At 65.7% G+C, this 15,822-nt stretch carries 16 protein-coding genes; 13 read left to right on the top strand and 3 right to left on the bottom strand.

The window, feature by feature from the left end; all coding sequences use genetic code 11:
• The first annotated feature begins 171 nt into the window (after positions 1-171).
• The 8 genes from ACX12F_RS05060 to ACX12F_RS05025 all read left to right on the top strand — a co-directional run bounded on the left by ACX12F_RS05060 (position 172) and on the right by ACX12F_RS05025 (position 7,912).
• On the top strand, positions 172-702 hold the full coding sequence (locus ACX12F_RS05060; RefSeq protein WP_459368553.1) for an FHA domain-containing protein: 531 nt from the start codon (positions 172-174) through the stop codon (positions 700-702).
• A 174-nt stretch (positions 703-876) separates the two neighbouring features.
• Positions 877-1,233, top strand: a complete 357-nt coding sequence (locus ACX12F_RS05055; protein WP_459368552.1) for a BON domain-containing protein — start codon at positions 877-879, stop codon at positions 1,231-1,233.
• A 128-nt stretch (positions 1,234-1,361) separates the two neighbouring features.
• The gene (locus ACX12F_RS05050; protein ID WP_459368551.1) at positions 1,362-2,012 is read left to right on the top strand and encodes a hypothetical protein; all 651 of its coding nucleotides are present in this window, start codon (positions 1,362-1,364) and stop codon (positions 2,010-2,012) included.
• Positions 2,013-2,520: 508 nt separating this feature from the next.
• Positions 2,521-4,071 (top strand): arylsulfatase, encoded by a 1,551-nt coding sequence (locus ACX12F_RS05045; protein ID WP_459368550.1) that lies wholly within the window; start codon positions 2,521-2,523, stop codon positions 4,069-4,071.
• A gap of 9 nt (positions 4,072-4,080) precedes the next feature.
• Positions 4,081-4,974, top strand: a complete 894-nt coding sequence (locus tag ACX12F_RS05040; protein WP_459368549.1) for an HAD family hydrolase — start codon at positions 4,081-4,083, stop codon at positions 4,972-4,974.
• Positions 4,971-5,846 carry a formylglycine-generating enzyme family protein gene (locus ACX12F_RS05035; RefSeq protein ID WP_459368548.1) on the top strand — a complete coding sequence of 292 codons (876 nt, stop codon included), beginning with the start codon at positions 4,971-4,973 and terminating at the stop codon, positions 5,844-5,846. Before ACX12F_RS05040 ends, ACX12F_RS05035 begins: the two co-directional genes overlap by 4 nt.
• A gap of 51 nt (positions 5,847-5,897) precedes the next feature.
• Positions 5,898-6,662 carry an SDR family NAD(P)-dependent oxidoreductase gene (locus ACX12F_RS05030; protein WP_459368547.1) on the top strand — a complete coding sequence of 255 codons (765 nt, stop codon included), beginning with the start codon at positions 5,898-5,900 and terminating at the stop codon, positions 6,660-6,662.
• Between the two features lie 32 nt (positions 6,663-6,694).
• Positions 6,695-7,912 carry an AI-2E family transporter gene (locus ACX12F_RS05025; protein ID WP_459368546.1) on the top strand — a complete coding sequence of 406 codons (1,218 nt, stop codon included), beginning with the start codon at positions 6,695-6,697 and terminating at the stop codon, positions 7,910-7,912.
• Here the strand turns inward: ACX12F_RS05025 and ACX12F_RS05020 are convergent.
• Entirely contained in the window at positions 7,839-8,561 is a 723-nt protein-coding gene (locus tag ACX12F_RS05020; RefSeq protein ID WP_459368545.1) for a DUF4245 domain-containing protein, read from the bottom strand. The two genes, ACX12F_RS05025 and ACX12F_RS05020, sit on opposite strands and share 74 nt — an antisense overlap.
• 54 nt (positions 8,562-8,615) lie before the next feature.
• On the opposite strand from ACX12F_RS05020, the gene glpX reads away from it, so the two are divergent.
• From glpX to ACX12F_RS05005, 3 genes are all read left to right on the top strand, one after another.
• Positions 8,616-9,644: a class II fructose-bisphosphatase gene (glpX, locus tag ACX12F_RS05015; RefSeq protein WP_459368544.1), complete on the top strand. Its 1,029-nt coding sequence runs from the start codon at positions 8,616-8,618 to the stop codon at positions 9,642-9,644.
• Positions 9,645-9,673: 29 nt separating this feature from the next.
• Positions 9,674-11,086: a class II fumarate hydratase gene (locus ACX12F_RS05010; RefSeq protein WP_459368543.1), complete on the top strand. Its 1,413-nt coding sequence runs from the start codon at positions 9,674-9,676 to the stop codon at positions 11,084-11,086.
• Positions 11,087-11,397: 311 nt separating this feature from the next.
• Positions 11,398-11,757 carry a hypothetical protein gene (locus ACX12F_RS05005; RefSeq protein ID WP_459368542.1) on the top strand — a complete coding sequence of 120 codons (360 nt, stop codon included), beginning with the start codon at positions 11,398-11,400 and terminating at the stop codon, positions 11,755-11,757.
• A 15-nt stretch (positions 11,758-11,772) separates the two neighbouring features.
• Here ACX12F_RS05005 and ACX12F_RS05000 read toward each other — a convergent pair whose 3' ends face one another.
• Complete coding sequence (locus ACX12F_RS05000) at positions 11,773-12,648, bottom strand: polysaccharide deacetylase family protein (protein WP_459368541.1); 876 nt, start codon at positions 12,646-12,648, stop codon at positions 11,773-11,775.
• A gap of 151 nt (positions 12,649-12,799) precedes the next feature.
• Between ACX12F_RS05000 and ACX12F_RS04995 the strand changes: the two genes are divergently transcribed.
• Together ACX12F_RS04995 and ACX12F_RS04990 are read left to right on the top strand one after the other, a co-directional pair.
• Positions 12,800-13,357: a hypothetical protein gene (locus tag ACX12F_RS04995; protein ID WP_459368540.1), complete on the top strand. Its 558-nt coding sequence runs from the start codon at positions 12,800-12,802 to the stop codon at positions 13,355-13,357.
• Between the two features lie 27 nt (positions 13,358-13,384).
• Positions 13,385-14,386 (top strand): NAD(P)H-quinone oxidoreductase, encoded by a 1,002-nt coding sequence (locus tag ACX12F_RS04990; RefSeq protein WP_459368539.1) that lies wholly within the window; start codon positions 13,385-13,387, stop codon positions 14,384-14,386.
• Here the strand turns inward: ACX12F_RS04990 and ACX12F_RS04985 are convergent.
• Entirely contained in the window at positions 14,364-15,677 is a 1,314-nt protein-coding gene (locus ACX12F_RS04985; protein WP_459368538.1) for an RNA 5'-3' helicase PhoH2, read from the bottom strand. The two genes, ACX12F_RS04990 and ACX12F_RS04985, sit on opposite strands and share 23 nt — an antisense overlap.
• Positions 15,678-15,822: the final 145 nt, after the last annotated feature.

Below are 15,822 nucleotides of genomic sequence, written 5' to 3'. Positions count from 1 at the left end.
GGCGCCACGGGAGTGCATCGAGCGACTCGTCGAGGAATTCGGCGCCGCAACACCCGGCTGCTTCCCCGGCCGCCATCTCAATGCCCGCCGTGCAGTGACTTTCGTCCCTGGTGCGAGCGCGGTCGCACAGTGTGAGCTAACAGTGACGGACAGTCGGGTATCGGAGGCATCATGTCAGAGGCAATGGTCGCGATGCGGCGGCGGTCAGACTTGGACCCGGCGCTGATAAGCGCTATGGAAACCGCACCCACTCAGCGTGATTTCTCAACGCGCACCGCGGATGTCGGCGATCGGGGCGCAGGGCCGACCGACTGGGCTGTACTGGTCGTAACCCGGGGTCCGCACCCTGGATCGCGGTTCCTGTTGGATTCGCCCGTCACGTCCATCGGCAGGCTGCGCGATAGCGACATCTTTCTCGACGACATCGCCGTTAGTCGGCGGCACGCCGAAATTCATTGGGACAGTGGCACATTCTCGTTGGTGGACGTGGGCAGCCTGAATGGCATCTCCGTCAATGGTCAGCCGATCGATCCGACGGCGTCGCTGAACAGCGGTGACCTGGTACAGATCGGCGAGATTCAACTTGTCTTTCTTACCCACCCAGCCGTAACGACCTCAGGGCACCACCGAGCAAACGTTGGAAATGAAGGCAACAAGCCCGATATCCGGAATGAGGCATGCGTGTGCGCGCAGCCCCGCTAGCGGCATCGAGCTTCGCGATCTTGGGCGAGAAAACGGCCGCGATTGCATCGCGGCCCAGACGTGCGGGCGCAATAACCGTCTGAGCAGGAGGAGCAAGACCTGTGAGGAAAGATGACACCGCCCTGATCGAAGATGTCATCGAGCAGTTGAAGGCCAACCCGCAATGTTTCTGATGTGCGCGACCGCATCAGGACGGAACTGACGCGCACCCTCGATCGGGAACTGAACCACATCGACATCCAAGCCAGTGACGGCGACGTCACCTTGAGCGGCACCGTGCAATCGCTATCGGAAGCGGCTGCAGCCCGCCGGGCGGCGCGGGCGAACTGGAGCGCCGCGGCGTGCATTTCGCTATGGCCAGAACCAATTCTGCGGTCCGCGCCGGCTTGGCGCGAAGCGGCCTGCGGGCGCGGGCGCGACATCGCGCCGGACCAGCTAGATGGGCACACCGCCACTGAGCAAACTCGGTCGGAGGGCGTGGTCCAGGACGCGACGGCTGAGCCAGAAAGGCCGGCGCAGAAGTCCCGCTGACGACCAACCACGGGGACCTTCGCCTCTGCTCAAGCCGATGGCCGCAAGGAACACTGAGACGTCAGGAAAGACGGTCCCGGGGCGGATTCACGATTTTCTGTGGTTACCGGAAAAGAAGGGGATATCGAGTGGACCGACGTTCGCCGAGAGGGCGATCAGGGCTGCCAAAGATCGATGACATCACCCTTGGCAGCCTCAAACAGATCATCAAGATCGTTGGATCTCTCGCGCCTCTCTTCGCGTTTTGGTTCATCTCCATGGGGCATTCACTGGTGCGGCTGCAGATCGGCGTATATACGGGAATTGCGCTGTTGATTGTCATGGCGTGGGCACGGTTGACGCGCGGAATGATGTTGTGGGCGACCGGTACCTTCTTTACCGTCGCGCTTGTTCTTGCGGTTTGGCTGAAAAACGCGTGGGTCATTCGACACCTAGGCGTCTTTCCATCGGCCATTCTCTTTGTGGCCGTTATGCTTTCGATGATTATGGACCGACCGTTCGTCGAGAACTACGCCCGCGAAAGTGCGACTCCCGAGGAGCGTGAAACGGTTTCATTCATCCGCACCTGTTTTGTGCTGACCAGCTTTTGGGCAGCCATGCTCCTCATCATGGCGCTGCTGAGCGTGGTCCAACTGGCCCACCCAGGTTCGGGTCAGCTGATGTATCTCATCGCCCAGCTTGCCGTCCTGGCTCTAGCACTGGCCTACCAGGCGTCCTACATCGTGCACGTCAAACGCAAACGGTCGGCCGTGGCGCAGGATTCCGGGGCGCCTATCTGACCCCGCACCTGACAGTGATGACTTTGCGCGCCGACCGCGGATGACTTACCGGCCGTCTCAATCAGCATGCGAATAGCGCTGTCGAGCTGTATCATTCAGTCCCGGGCCCTGTCGGCCTCAGCTTCGGCGAAGGCGCGGTATTGCCCCGGCCATAAGAACCCGAAGAACGCGCTGAATTTGCGAGGCGGTGCGCCCACAGGCGACATCAGTGACCACTGCGCAACGCTCCCAGTCAAAAAATGATGTCGGCCGAACTTCTAGCCCTCCCAGACTGCTCCGGGATCGAAACCGCCTTCTTCGCTACGGGTAGACCGTGCAGCAACTCATGCCGCCGATTCCGAGCACATACAGGTGGCGCGCTCCACCACCAAACCGCCGCCGCCGCTGGTGACCAGTACCGAATTACAGCGACGCAGCTGAACGTCCGTCGAACTCGTACCGGAATCGTCGGCACACACATAAAGTCGAACGGACACAGGAATTTCCGCTTCGACCGAGGAGCTCTGTCATGTCCGACGGCAAACCCAACATCCTGGTGATCTGGGGTGACGACATCGGCATCAGCAACCTGAGTTGCTACAGCGACGGGCTGATGGGTTACCGCACCCCCAACATCGACCGCATCGCCGCCGAGGGCATGCGCTTCACCGACTCCTACGGCGAGCAAAGCTGCACCGCAGGCCGGGCGGCGTTCATCAGCGGGCAGAGCGTGTACCGCACCGGCATGAGCAAAGTCGGCATCCCGGGCGTCGACATCGGTTGGGCCGCAGACGATCCAACCATCGCCGAGCTGCTCAAGCCGCTGGGCTATGCCACCGGCCAGTTCGGCAAAAACCACTTCGGTGACCTCAACAAGTACCTGCCAACCGTGCACGGGTTCGACGAGTTCTACGGCAACCTCTACCACCTCAACGCCGAAGAAGAACCCGAGCAGTTCGACTACCCACACAAAGACCAGTTCCCGCTGCTGTACGAGAAGGCGCTGCCCCGTGGAGTGATGAATTGCAAAGCCACCGCCGAGGTCTCCACCGAACCCGACGACCCGAAGTTCGGTCCCGTCGGCAAGCAGACCATCGAGGACACCGGCCCGCTCACCGCCAAGCGGATGGAGACCATCGACGACGACATCGCCGACCGCACCGTCGACTACATCAAGCGGCAGCACGAGGCCGGTAACCCGTTCTTTGTCTGGTGCAACTTCACCCACATGCACCTGTACACGCACGTAAAGCCCGAGAGCCGCGGGCAGGCCGGGCTGTGGCAGTCCGAATACCACGATGCGATGATCGACCATGACAAGAACGTCGGCACGGTGCTGGACGTCCTGGACGAACTCGGCATCGCCGACGACACCATCGTCATCTACTCGACCGACAACGGCCCGCACCGCAACACGTGGCCCGACGGCGGCACCACCCCGTTCCGCAGCGAGAAGAACACCAACTGGGAAGGCGCATTCCGCGTACCGGAGATGATCCGCTGGCCCGGAAAGATCAAGGCGGGCACCGTCTCCAACGACATCATCCAGCACCACGACTGGCTGCCGACACTCCTGGCCGCCGCAGGTGACCCCGACATCGCCGAGAAGCTCAAGAAGGGTCACAAGGCCGGCGCCGACGGCGATACCGAGTACAAAGTGCACATCGACGGGTTCAACCTGCTGCCGTACCTGATGGGCGAGGCCGAGCACAGCCCGCGTCGCGGCTTCTTCTATTTCAACGACGACGCCGAACTGGTCGCGATGCGCTTCGAGAACTGGAAGATCGTCTTCGCCGAGCAACGCTGCCAAGGGACGCTGCGAATTTGGGCCGAGCCGTTCACGCCCCTGCGGGTGCCCAAGCTGTTCAACCTGCGCACCGACCCGTTCGAGTATGCCGACATCACGTCGAACACGTACTACGAGTGGTTCCTGCGGCGCGACTTCTTCGCGTTCTATGCGACGGCGATGGCCGCGGCGTTCCTCGACACCTTCAAAGAGTTCCCGCCGAGGCACCCACCGGCCAGCTTCAGCATCGACCAGATCGTCGAGAAGCTCCACGAGTTCCTGGCCGCGGACTGAAGGCGCTAGGTGTTGGACTCCTGGAACCACGGCCCGACGAAGGCGGCGATCGTCGACTTCGTCGGGCGCGTCACGACCCCGGGCCCCGATTTCGTTGCGCCAGAAGACCGAGTCGCGGTCTTCGACAACGACGGCACGCTGTGGTGCGAGAAGCCGGCGTACATCCAGCTGGATTTCCTGATGCGGCGGCTGGCCGCGCAAGCCGCGGTTGATCCGGCGCTGGCCGCTCGGCAGCCCTACGCCGCAGCCGCTTCGGGCGACCTGGAGTGGTTCGGCGCGGCCGTCACCAAGCACTACCAGGGTGACGACAGCGATCTGAGAATCCTTGCTGTTGGCGTGCTTTCGGCCGACGACGCCATCACCGTCGGCGAACTCGCCGGACGGGTGACGACGTTCTTCTCCGAGGTGCGGCATCCGACGCTGGACCGGCCGTACACCTCGTGCGGCTACGTGCCGATGATCGAGTTGCTGCGGTACCTGGAATCGAACGGATTCACCTGCTACATCGCTTCCGGCGGCGGACGGGATTTCATGCGGCCGGTCACCGGCGCTATGTACGGCGTCCCACCCGAGCGCGTGATCGGCAGTTCCGTTGCGCTGCAATACAAAGACGGTGAGCTGTACACCACGTCGCGGCCGGAGTTCCTCGACGACGGCCCGGTGAAACCGGCCCGCATCTGGGGTCGCACCGGCCGCCAGCCGATCTTCGCCGCGGGCAATTCCAACGGTGATATCGAGATGCTCGAGTACTCCCGCTGCTTCCGGCTGCTGGTGCGGCACGACGACGCCGACCGCGAATTCGATTACATCGCAGGGGCGGAGCGGGTGCTGGAGTTGGCGAAAACCGAAGGGTGGACCGTCGCGAGCATGCAGTCCGACTGGGCCGAGGTGTTCCCCCGTTGACCCTGGTGTGGATTCCGGGACAGACCGCGGTGCTGGGTTCCGACGAGCACTACCCTGAGGAGGCCCCGGCCCGCGAGGTCACCGTCAACGGCTTCTGGATGCAGCCCCACCAGGTGACCAACGCCGCGTTCGGCGCCTTTGTCGAAGCCACCGGCTACGTCACCGTCGCTGAACGGCCGCTCAATGCCGCCGACTATCCGGGCGCACCCGCCGAGAATCTGCAACCGGGCTCCATGGTGTTCCGCCGCACGCCCGGCCCCGTCGACCTCCGTGACCTCAGCCAATGGTGGACGTGGACGCCGGGCGCGTGCTGGAACCATCCACGTGGCCCGAAATCGTCGCTGCGGAATCGCGAGCACCATCCCGTCGTCCACGTGGCGTTCGAGGACGCGGCCGCGTACGCCGACTGGGCCGGATTGACCCTGCCCACTGAGGCGCAGTGGGAGGTCGCGGCGCGCGGTGGCCTGAATCGCGCCACCTACACCTGGGGCTCCGAACCCGAGCAGCCCGGGCAACCGTTGGCCAACTTCTGGCACGGCGAGTTCCCCTACCTGCCGGACACCGGCTACGGCCAGACCACACCGGTGGGCAGCTTCCCCGCCAACGCTTACGGCCTGTTCGACATGGCGGGCAACGTCTGGGAGTGGACCACCGACTTCTACGGCGCGACCAAAAACAACCAACCGTGTTGCGCCGCAGACAGTTACGACCCCGATCAGCCAGGGAAGCCAGTACCACGCCGGGTGATCAAGGGCGGGTCATTCCTCTGCGCGGACGGCTACTGCCTGCGCTACCGGCCGGCAGCCCGTCGTCCCCACGCAGTCGATACGGGGATGAGTCACGTCGGATTCAGGTGTATACAGATTGAGTAATCTGTTCACTCCGGTCGGGGTGACACGACCGCCTTGGCCCAGGAGAACCCAGTGAGCACACAGCGCAGCGCCCTCATCGTCGGCGGGGCTTCCGGTATCGGCTGGGCCTGCGCCCGGGGTCTGGCCGCGCAGGACTACCGCGTCGTCATCGCCGACCGGAACGCCGAACTCGCCGCGGCCCGTGCCGCCGAACTCGGCGCACCACACACGGCGGTCGTTGTCGAGGTGACCGACGAGGCGTCCGTCGCCGCCGCCTTCGAGCAGGCCGGCGAACTCGACGCCGTGGTCAGCTGCGCCGGGTTCTCGACCTTCGGACTCATCGTGGACATGCCGGTCGCCGATTTCCGCGCCGTCGTCGACTGCTGCCTGACGGGCTCGTTCATCGTCGCCAAGTACGCCGGCCGCCGGCTGCGCGAGGGCGGGTCGCTGGTGTGCATCTCGTCGCTCAACGGCCGCCAGCCGGCCATCGGTATGAGCGCCTACAGCGCCGCCAAGGCCGGCCTGTCGATGCTGACCGAAGTGGCCGCATTGGAGTTGGGTCCCAAGGGAATTCGCGTCAACGCCGTCGCCCCCGGCTTCGTGCATACCCCGCTGACCGAGGGCGCGGCGCTGATCCCCGGTGTCGTCGACGAGTACGTGGAGAACACCGCGCTGGGCCGCGCCGGCACCCCCGAGGACATCGCGAATGCCGTGCTGTTCCTGTGTTCAGAGCAGTCGTCATGGATGACGGGCGAGGTGCTGGACCTCAACGGCGGCGCGCACCTGAAGCGCTATCCGGACATCATGAGTCACATTCTCAAGCTCGCGTCGGGGTAGCCGCCGGCCCGAAATCCGACAGAATCACCGTCATGGACACCGATTTCACGGTCACCCAGAAGCGGGCACTTGCCGTCGCGACGGTTCTAGCGGTCGGATTCGGCGCGTATTTCCTGCGCGGCCAGTTCATCCTCGTCGTGATCGCCGGAGTGGTGGCCTACCTGTTCACCCCGTTGTTCCGCCGACTCTCCACGCGGCTGAGCACCGGCCTGTCGGCCACCCTGACCTTGCTGGCCGCACTGGTCATGGTGATCGTGCCGATCGGCGCCGCCATCGCCATCGGCGTCGTCCAGATCGGCAACATGGTCCGCAACGTGTCGGACTGGGTGAGCCGTACCGACATGGGCGCGGTCGGTACCCGTTCGCTGCAGGCCGTCAACGACCTACTGGCACAAATCCCGTTCCTGCACGACGTGACGCTGACGCGTGAGTCGCTCCAGAAATGGATCATCACGTTCGCGCAGCGCGCCGGCGAGTGGGGCCTGAACGTGCTGCAGGACGCCGCGGGCGGACTGTTCGGCGCATTGGCCGGCGCGGTGATCTTCCTGTACGTGTTCATCTCGCTGCTCACCAACGGCGACGAAGTGGTCCTGCTGATCCGCCGGCTCAATCCGCTCGGCGAGGAGGTCACCGACCTCTACCTGGCCAAGATGGGCGCCATGGTGCGCGGGACGGTCCTGGGCCAGTTCGTCATCGCCCTGGCCCAGGGTGTGGCCGGCGCGATCTCGATCTACATCGCCGGATTCCACGACGGGTTCTTCATCTTCGCGATCCTGCTGAGCGCGCTGTCCGTGATCCCGCTGGGCGGCGGTGTCGTCAGCATCCCGTTCGGGATCGGCATGGCGCTGTTCGGCAATGTCGGCGGCGGTCTGTTCGTCATCGCGTTCCACGTCCTGGTGGTCACCAACATCGACAATGTGCTCCGGCCGATCCTGGTGCCGCGGGCCGCCCGGCTGGATTCGGCGCTGATGTTGCTTTCGGTGTTCTCCGGGATCGCAATGTTCGGTTTCCTGGGCCTGGTGATCGGGCCAGTGCTGATGATCGTCGTCGTCACCACGATCAGCGTGTATCTCGCGGTCTACAAAGGCGTTCCGCTCAACGAACCCGACCCCGACGAACGCCCGGGCCACCTCGCCCGGCTCGTCGCCGCGATCCGGGCCCGCCGAACACCGCCCGCTACGGCAGCGGCGCCGCCTTCTGCGTCGCCTCTGCCAGAGTCCGGTAGTCCGCCGCACTCGCCGACCCACTGACTGCCACCTGCGCCGGCCCGGTCGGACCATTGAGCTTGGCCGTCCAGATCGGCTCGGTGCCCTGCTGGTCCTCGCCTGCGCCCTCGTAGACCACCCAGTGCACGCCGCCCAGGTCCTGCGCCCCGGTCGGGTACATGCCGCTGTGGATCGAGGACACCAGCTTCTCCTCGTCGGCGTTGCTCTGGATCAGCGCCACGTACATGCCGGCGGCCGTGAGATAGCCCACCTTGGACGTCACCGCCCGCGCGGACTGCTTGGTGACGGGGTCGGTACGGCCGCCGTCGATGCTGCCTCGCGATCCCGAATTGGCGTGCCACCCGTCCGGGAGCACCGGCACCCGGATCGGAATGTGCAGGGCGGCCGAGTCGGCCTTGAGCGCGGCCGGCGCGTCGTATTGCGGCGCCGGGCCCTTACCTGGCCCTTGCGGCGCGAACGAGCACATCCCAAGCATCCCGGCCAGGGCGACGCACGCCACCACCAGCGGCACGATGGACCACAACATGTCGCGGCCGTCCTGCAGCAGCCGGTCCTTGGCCGGGCGGGGCACCGGTACCGACTGGCCCTCGGCGACCACCTTGGGTTCGGCGGCGGGCCGCCCATCGGCTGCTGGGGCGGGCGGACCCCCAGGCTCCGGGGATGATGACGTCACGGTGCTCAGTATCCCAGCTCCCCGAGGCGCACTGCCTAATGGGACAATTTGCGCATGACGCCTTCGCGCCGGGAAGCCCCAGACCGCAACCTCGCACTCGAACTGGTCCGCGTGACCGAAGCCGGCGCCATGGCCGCCGGCCGCTGGGTCGGCCGCGGCGAGAAGGAGCGCGGCGACGGCGCCGCCGTCGACGCCATGCGTGAGCTGGTCAATTCGGTCTCGATGCGCGGCGTCGTGGTCATCGGAGAGGGCGAGAAGGACCACGCCCCGATGCTCTACAACGGCGAAGAGGTCGGCAACGGCGACGGTCCGGACTGCGACTTCGCCGTCGACCCCGTCGACGGCACCACGCTGATGAGCAAGGGCATGCCCAACGCCATCTCGGTGCTGGCGGTATCCGAGCGCGGCACCATGTTCGACCCGTCGGCCGTGTTCTACATGAACAAGATCGCCGTCGGACCCGACTCGGCCGACGTCATCGACATCACCGTGCCCATCGGCGAGAACATCCGCCGGGTCGCCAGGAAGCTCAACGAGTCGGTGGCCGATGTCACGGTGTGCATCCTCGACCGGCCCCGGCACGCCCAGCTGATCAGCGACGTCCGCGAGGCCGGTGCCCGCATCCGGCTGATCTCCGACGGCGACGTGGCGGGCGCCATCTCTGCCTGCCGCCCCGAATCCGGGACCGACATCCTGGCCGGTATCGGCGGCACTCCGGAGGGCATCATCGCCGCGGCGGCGATCCGTTGCATGGGCGGAGCCATCCAGGCCGTCCTGGCTCCGACGGACGACGCCGAGCGTCAGCGGGCCCTGGACCGCGGCTACGACCTGGAACGCGTCCTGACCACCGAAGACCTGGTGGCCGGTGACAACGTCTTCTTCTGCGCCACCGGCGTCACCGATGGCGACCTGCTCAACGGCGTCCGCTACTTCGCCGGCGGCTGCACCACCCAGTCGATCGTCATGCGGTCCAAGTCCGGCACCGTCCGGATGATCGAGGCCTACCACCGGCTGTCCAAGCTCAACGAGTACTCCGCGGTGGACTTCACCGGAGACCTCTCCGCCGCGTACCCCCTGCCGTAATTTCCGTTCACCTCAACAAAAGGGAGCACATGTCCGACAACGCTGTCGAAGTGGAGTACCGGATCGAGCACGACACCATGGGCGAAGTCCGGGTGCCGATCAACGCCCTGTGGCGCGCGCAGACGCAACGGGCGGTGGAGAACTTCCCGATCTCGTTCCGCGGCCTCGAGCGCACTCAGATCCGTGCGCTGGGTCTGCTCAAGGGCGCCTGCGCACAGGTCAACAAGGACCTGGGCCTGCTGGCCCCCGAGAAGGCCGACGCGATCATCGCCGCCGCCGGTGAGATCGCCGACGGCCTGCACGACGACCAGTTCCCGATCGACGTGTTCCAGACCGGCTCGGGCACCAGCTCGAACATGAACGCCAACGAGGTCATCGCGTCGATCGCGGCGCGCAACGGCGTTGATGTCCACCCCAACGACCACGTCAACATGTCGCAGAGCTCCAACGACACCTTCCCCACCGCCACGCACATCGCGGCGACGGAAGCTGCTGTGCGCCACCTGATCCCGGCGCTGGAGGTGCTGCACGAATCGCTGGCCAACAAGGCCCGCGCATGGCGCACCGTCGTCAAGTCCGGTCGTACCCACCTCATGGACGCGGTGCCCGTCACCCTGGGCCAGGAGTTCGGTGGCTACGCCCGCCAGATCGAGGCCGGCATCGAACGCGTCAAGGCGACGCTGCCCCGCCTGGGTGAACTGGCCATCGGCGGCACCGCCGTCGGCACCGGACTGAACGCCCCTGACGGCTTCGGCGCCAAGGTCGTCGAGGTGCTGGTGAACCAGACCGGCATCGCCGAACTGCGCACCGCCACAGACTCTTTCGAGGCCCAGGCCGCCCGCGACGGGCTCGTCGAGGCGTCCGGCGCGCTGAAGACCATCGCGGTGTCACTGACCAAGATCGCCAACGACGTGCGCTGGATGGGCTCGGGCCCGCTGACCGGCCTCGGCGAGATCCAGCTGCCGGACCTGCAGCCGGGTAGCTCGATCATGCCGGGCAAGGTGAATCCTGTTCTGCCCGAAGCGGTTACCCAGGTCGCCGCGCAGGTCATCGGCAACGACGCGGCCGTCACCGTCGGCGGCCTGTCCGGCGCCTTCGAGCTGAACGTCTACATCCCGATGATGGCCCGCAACGTGCTGGAGTCCTTCACGCTGCTGTCCAACGTGTCCCGGCTGTTCGCCGCCAAGTGCATCGACGGCCTCGTCGCCAACGAGGACCACCTGCGCACGCTGGCGGAGTCGTCGCCGTCGATCGTGACGCCGCTGAACTCGGCCATCGGCTACGAGGAGGCCGCCAAGGTCGCCAAGGAAGCCCTCAAGGAGAAGAAGACCATCCGGCAGACGGTCATCGACCGCGGCCTGATCGGCGAGAACCTCTCCCTGGCCGAGCTGGACAAGCGCCTCGACGTGCTGGCCATGGCGAAGGTGAAGGACGGCGAGTAGTTTTCTCTGCACGAGCAGGCGTCACCCCCCCCCAAGAAATCACCGATTTTTGGGGGGGTTTTCGCGTTCTTCCGCCCGCTGGGCACTCGACAAGCGAATGACTTGTGGCGTTGTTGACCCTGCGCTGATGGTCACGAAGTTCGAGTAGCGAAGACCCAGGCCCCAGGATGAACGTGAGGCCGGGCCGAGCAGTCCGAGGTTGCGCCTCGGGCGCATTTCACATCGCAGGTGAAGCGAATGTGAACAGCTCCTTACTGGACGGATACTGCCGGGAAACGGTAATCGACCGATGCATTTGCGATTGTGTGGCAATGACGGCCGACCTCACCGAGTCCCATCGAGGTGCCCGGCTGGACGCCGTCCCATGCATGGTGCACGGGCGCTATCACCTGCCCCACACGCATGCCGATGAGCCGCCGCCCAAACCCCAGGCCGATGTCCTCAAACTGGTGACGACCTCGCCGGGTCAACGAAATGCCGACGTGCTGCAGGCCCGGCTGTTCATCGAACTGCTCGAAGACGAACTGGCCGAACTGAATTCGCATCTGGCGGCGACCGAGCGACGGGCTGCCAAGCAGGGCGCCGACAAGCATCGCGACGTGTTGCGCAAGCGGATCGCCGGCATCATGGCGATGCTCGATGCGATCGGAGACCGCTTCCCCACTGCCTAGTCTGACGGCAATCAGCTACTGCCCGTTGTTCACGCCACCGGAGTTGGCGCCCGGGATGTCCGTGATCGGGATGTTCGGCATCGGGGCCGGCGAGGGGGTGTTGGGCAGCGTCGGAATCTCGGCCGGCGGAATGTCGGTCAGATCGTTGACCGGCGGCCCGTTCTCGCGGCTGCCGTAGCTGGTGCCCGGCTCTCGGTGGCCGACCATCTGGCTGACGGTCACCATGTGGTAGCCGTTGGCCTTGAGCACCGGGATGAACTGCTGCACGAGATCGACAGTCGACGAATAGGTGTCATGAAACAGCACCACCGAATTTGGCTTGATCTGTGTCATCAGCATGTATCGGGTGGCCGCGGTGTTGGAGTCGTTGGCCCAGTCGAACGGGATGACGTCCCAGTTGATGTCGGCCAGGCCCTGCTTCTTGGCCTCGGCGAGCACGGCATCGTTGATCAGGCCGCCTGCGGTGCGGAACAGCTTGGGCCGCTGGCCGGTGGCCTGTTCGATGGCGTCAGTGGCCTTGGACAGCTGTGACGGGATGTCCTCCGGCGGAATGGTCGTCATGTTGGGGTGTTCCCAGGTGTGCTGCCCGAGCTCCATGCCGGCCTCGACGACGCGCTTGGCGCCGGCCGGGTTGGCCGCGACCTTGTTACCGATCTCGAAGAACGTCGCCTTGGCGTCGTTGTCCTTCAGGATTTTCAGCAGCCGGTCGGTGTACGGGCTGGGCCCGTCATCGAACGTGAGCGCAATGCACTTGTACTTGCTGCAGTCGACCTCGTCGGCCTTGGCGACGTGACCGGTCTCGCAACCCACCACGACGATGGTGATACCGGCGCAGACGCCGAGCACGGTCCGCCAATAGGCCCAGGACAGGCTGTCGGGTCGGCGCGGCACAGGAGAAATTCTAGCGGCCGCGGCTGAGTGGTCCCTGGCATGGGCGTTTGTGGGCGCTAGCACCACCGCCACATGTAGGGCTAGCAGCGTGGTGACCGAGCTTCTGGTCGAGCAAGGTTGACCACACGACATCGGAATGAAGGAGCAGTTCATGAGTACGACGGTTCGCGAGGATCTGATCTTGTCGCATGCGGTGTTCACGGCCGAGGTGCAGGCGCCGTTCGATCACGTCGACATCGCGCGGTGGCTGAAAACACTTCCTACACACGAATATCAGCGCTGTGCCCCTGGCGACCACAAGGCAGCCGGCTACACCGTCGACGACGATGGCACGCCGATGTCGATCAACGTGGAGATGATCGGCACCGGATTGGTGGTGCAGCAATATCGGTTCGAGGTCGCCGAGCCGCACTACTGCCGAATGGTATCGCTGTCCGATGTGTTGACCCCGCTCGGATGGACCAGCACGCAGGTCATCTGGGAGCTACAGATGGAGCAGGTCGGCGGTGACCTCTGCCGCTACACCAACACGGTCACCTCACACCCGACCGAGCACTTCCTCGGCTTCATCGCCCAGCACGGGCAGACCTTTGCCGAGGCGGCCGCGGCCCGTCAGGATGCCTCGGGGCGCCACTGTCGCGTCGAGACCCCGCGATATGCCCAGAGCATCGCCCGCTGGGCGATCGATCGCGCCGCAGCCGCGGCCTAGCCACTCAACCAGGTAAGGACACTTCGCATGCCCTCAGCAGTGCTGTTCGACCACCCCGGCGACCCAGACGTCCTGCAATGGCAACCGGTGGACCCCGTGCTTCCCGGGCCGGACGAGGTGGTGATCGGGGTCGTGGCGGCCGGGATCAACAACGCCGATCTGCTTCAGCTGCGCGGGCGGTATCCGGTGCCGCCTGGGGCGCCGCGCCCACTCGGATTGGAATGCGCGGGAACGATCCTCGCGGTGGGCGCAGGAGTCACCGGCTGGTCGCCGGGTGACGAGGTGTGCGCCTTGCTCGACGGCGGCGGCTATGCCGACCAAGTCGCGGTTCGCGCCACCCAGGTCATGCCGATCCCAGCAGGGTTGAGCATGATCGAGGCCGCCGCGATCCCTGAGGTGGCCTGCACGGTGTACTCCAACCTCGCCATGGTCGCCGGACTCGCCGAAGGGCAGAGCGTGCTCATCCACGGCGCCGGGGGCGGCATCGGCACCTTCGCCATCCAGTGGGCCGCCGCGATCGGCGCTGACGTCATCACCACCGCCGGCAGCGACGACAAGGCCCGCGCTGGACGCGATCTCGGCGCGCGGCGGGCGATCAACTACCGCAGCGAGGATTTCGTCGCCGCCACTCTGGCCGCCACCGATGGCCGCGGTGTCGACGCCATCCTCGACGTGGTGGGCTCGGACTACTTGGCGCGCAACGTCGAGAGCCTGGCGCCGGACGGGCATCTGGTGGTCATCGGCGGTTCCACGGCCCCGGCCATGTTGGATCTCGGCCTCCTGATGGCCAAGCGAGCCAGCGTCACCGCCACGATGCTGCGGGCCCGCCCAGCCGATCAGAAAGCCGCAATCGTCGCCGGTGTCATCCGAGAGGTGCTGCCCTTGTTCGAGACAAAGGCCATCCGCGCGGTGGTCGACACCGTCCTACCGCTATCCGATGCCGGACGAGCTCACCGGCTACTGGAGTCCGGAGAGACTGTCGGCAAGGTCATCCTCGACAACCACGTCACGGCAGGGTGCCGGGGGTGATCTCCTCGAGCATCTCGGTGACCAGCGCTGCGATCGGCGAGCGCTCGCTGCGCATCAGGGTGATGTGCGCGAACAGCGGGTGGCCCTTGAGCTTCTCGATCACCGCGGCGACACCGTCATGCCGACCGACGCGCAAGTTGTCGCGCTGGGCGACGTCGTGCGTCAGCACCACCCGCGAGCCGGAGCCCAGCCGGGACAGTACGGTCAGCAGGACGTTGCGTTCGAGTGACTGCGCCTCGTCGACGATGACGAAGGAATCGTGCAGCGAGCGGCCGCGAATGTGGGTCAGCGGCAGCACTTCCAGCATTCCGCGGGACAGCACCTCTTCCAGCACCGCCGGACTCGCCAGTCCTTCGAGGGTGTCGAAGACGGCCTGCGCCCACGGACCCATCTTCTCGCTCTCGCTGCCCGGCAGGTAGCCGAGGTCTTGTCCGCCAACGGCATACAGCGGCCGGAACACCACGACCTTGCGCTGGGTGCGCCGCTCGAGCACCGCCTCCAGACCGGCGCACAGCGCCAGCGCCGACTTGCCGGTGCCCGCCTTACCGCCGAGGGAGACGATGCCGACGGATTCGTCGAGCAGCAGATCGAGGGCGACGCGTTGTTCGGCTGACCTTCCCCGGAGGCCGAACACTTCGCGATCACCACGGACCAGCTGCACCCGCTTCTCGGCGTTGACCCGGCCCAGCGCGTGGGAGGTCCCACCCAGCAGCCGAATTCCGGTGTGGCACGGCAGATCCCGCGCCTCAGGGAGGTCAACCTCGCCGTCCGCGAACAACATGTCGATGTCTTCCGGCGTGGCGTCCATCTCGGTCATGCCGGTCCAGCCGGACGTGACGACGTCCTGCGCGTGGTACTCGTCGGCGAGCAGGCCCACCGCTCCGGCCTTCACCCGCAGCGGAATGTCCTTGCTGACCAACGTGACTCGCTTGCCTTCGGCGGCGAGGTTGGCGGCACAGGCCAGGATGCGGTGGTCGTTGGTGTCGGTACGGAATCCGGACGGCAGCACGGACTGATCGATGTGATTCAGCTCAACCTGGAGCGAACCGCCTTGTGTCCCAACAGGAATCGGCTGGTCCAGCCGTCCGTGTTCCAAACGCAGGTCGTCGAACATGCGCAGGGCCTGGCGTGCGAACCATCCCAGTTCATGGTGGTGACGTTTACCCTCCAGTTCACTGATGACCACCAGGGGGACAACCACCTCGTGCTCGGCGAAACGCGTGCAGGCCCAAGGATCGGACAACAGCACGGAGGTGTCGAGCACATAAGTACGGACCTGCGAATCAGACACGTGGCGCTCCTCGGCCCGTGCGGCCCCACACGAGCTCTTCGGTGGACGCAGCGGTACCTGGGCCGGGACCGGCCCCTAACACTTGGGTGCCGCCCGGATAGCAGAGCAATTCGCTAGCCATCACCGGCGACGCTACTCCCGGCGG

Source organism: Mycolicibacterium sp. HS_4_1 (assembly GCF_054515875.1).
The sequence above is the reverse complement of the archived record's forward strand: the minus strand, read 5'-3'. Positions and strand labels throughout refer to the sequence as shown.

What these genes read in the sequence shown, in the direction of transcription:
- ACX12F_RS05060 (WP_459368553.1), top strand. Translation starts at nt 172, where the DNA reads ATGTCAGAGGCAATGGTCGCGATGCGGCGGCGGTCAGACTTGGACCCG.
- ACX12F_RS05045 (WP_459368550.1), top strand. Translation starts at nt 2,521, where the DNA reads ATGTCCGACGGCAAACCCAACATCCTGGTGATCTGGGGTGACGACATC.
- ACX12F_RS05025 (WP_459368546.1), top strand. Translation starts at nt 6,695, where the DNA reads ATGGACACCGATTTCACGGTCACCCAGAAGCGGGCACTTGCCGTCGCG.
- glpX (WP_459368544.1), top strand. Translation starts at nt 8,616, where the DNA reads ATGACGCCTTCGCGCCGGGAAGCCCCAGACCGCAACCTCGCACTCGAA.
- ACX12F_RS05010 (WP_459368543.1), top strand. Translation starts at nt 9,674, where the DNA reads ATGTCCGACAACGCTGTCGAAGTGGAGTACCGGATCGAGCACGACACC.
- ACX12F_RS05005 (WP_459368542.1), top strand. Translation starts at nt 11,398, where the DNA reads ATGACGGCCGACCTCACCGAGTCCCATCGAGGTGCCCGGCTGGACGCC.
- ACX12F_RS04995 (WP_459368540.1), top strand. Translation starts at nt 12,800, where the DNA reads ATGAGTACGACGGTTCGCGAGGATCTGATCTTGTCGCATGCGGTGTTC.
- ACX12F_RS04990 (WP_459368539.1), top strand. Translation starts at nt 13,385, where the DNA reads ATGCCCTCAGCAGTGCTGTTCGACCACCCCGGCGACCCAGACGTCCTG.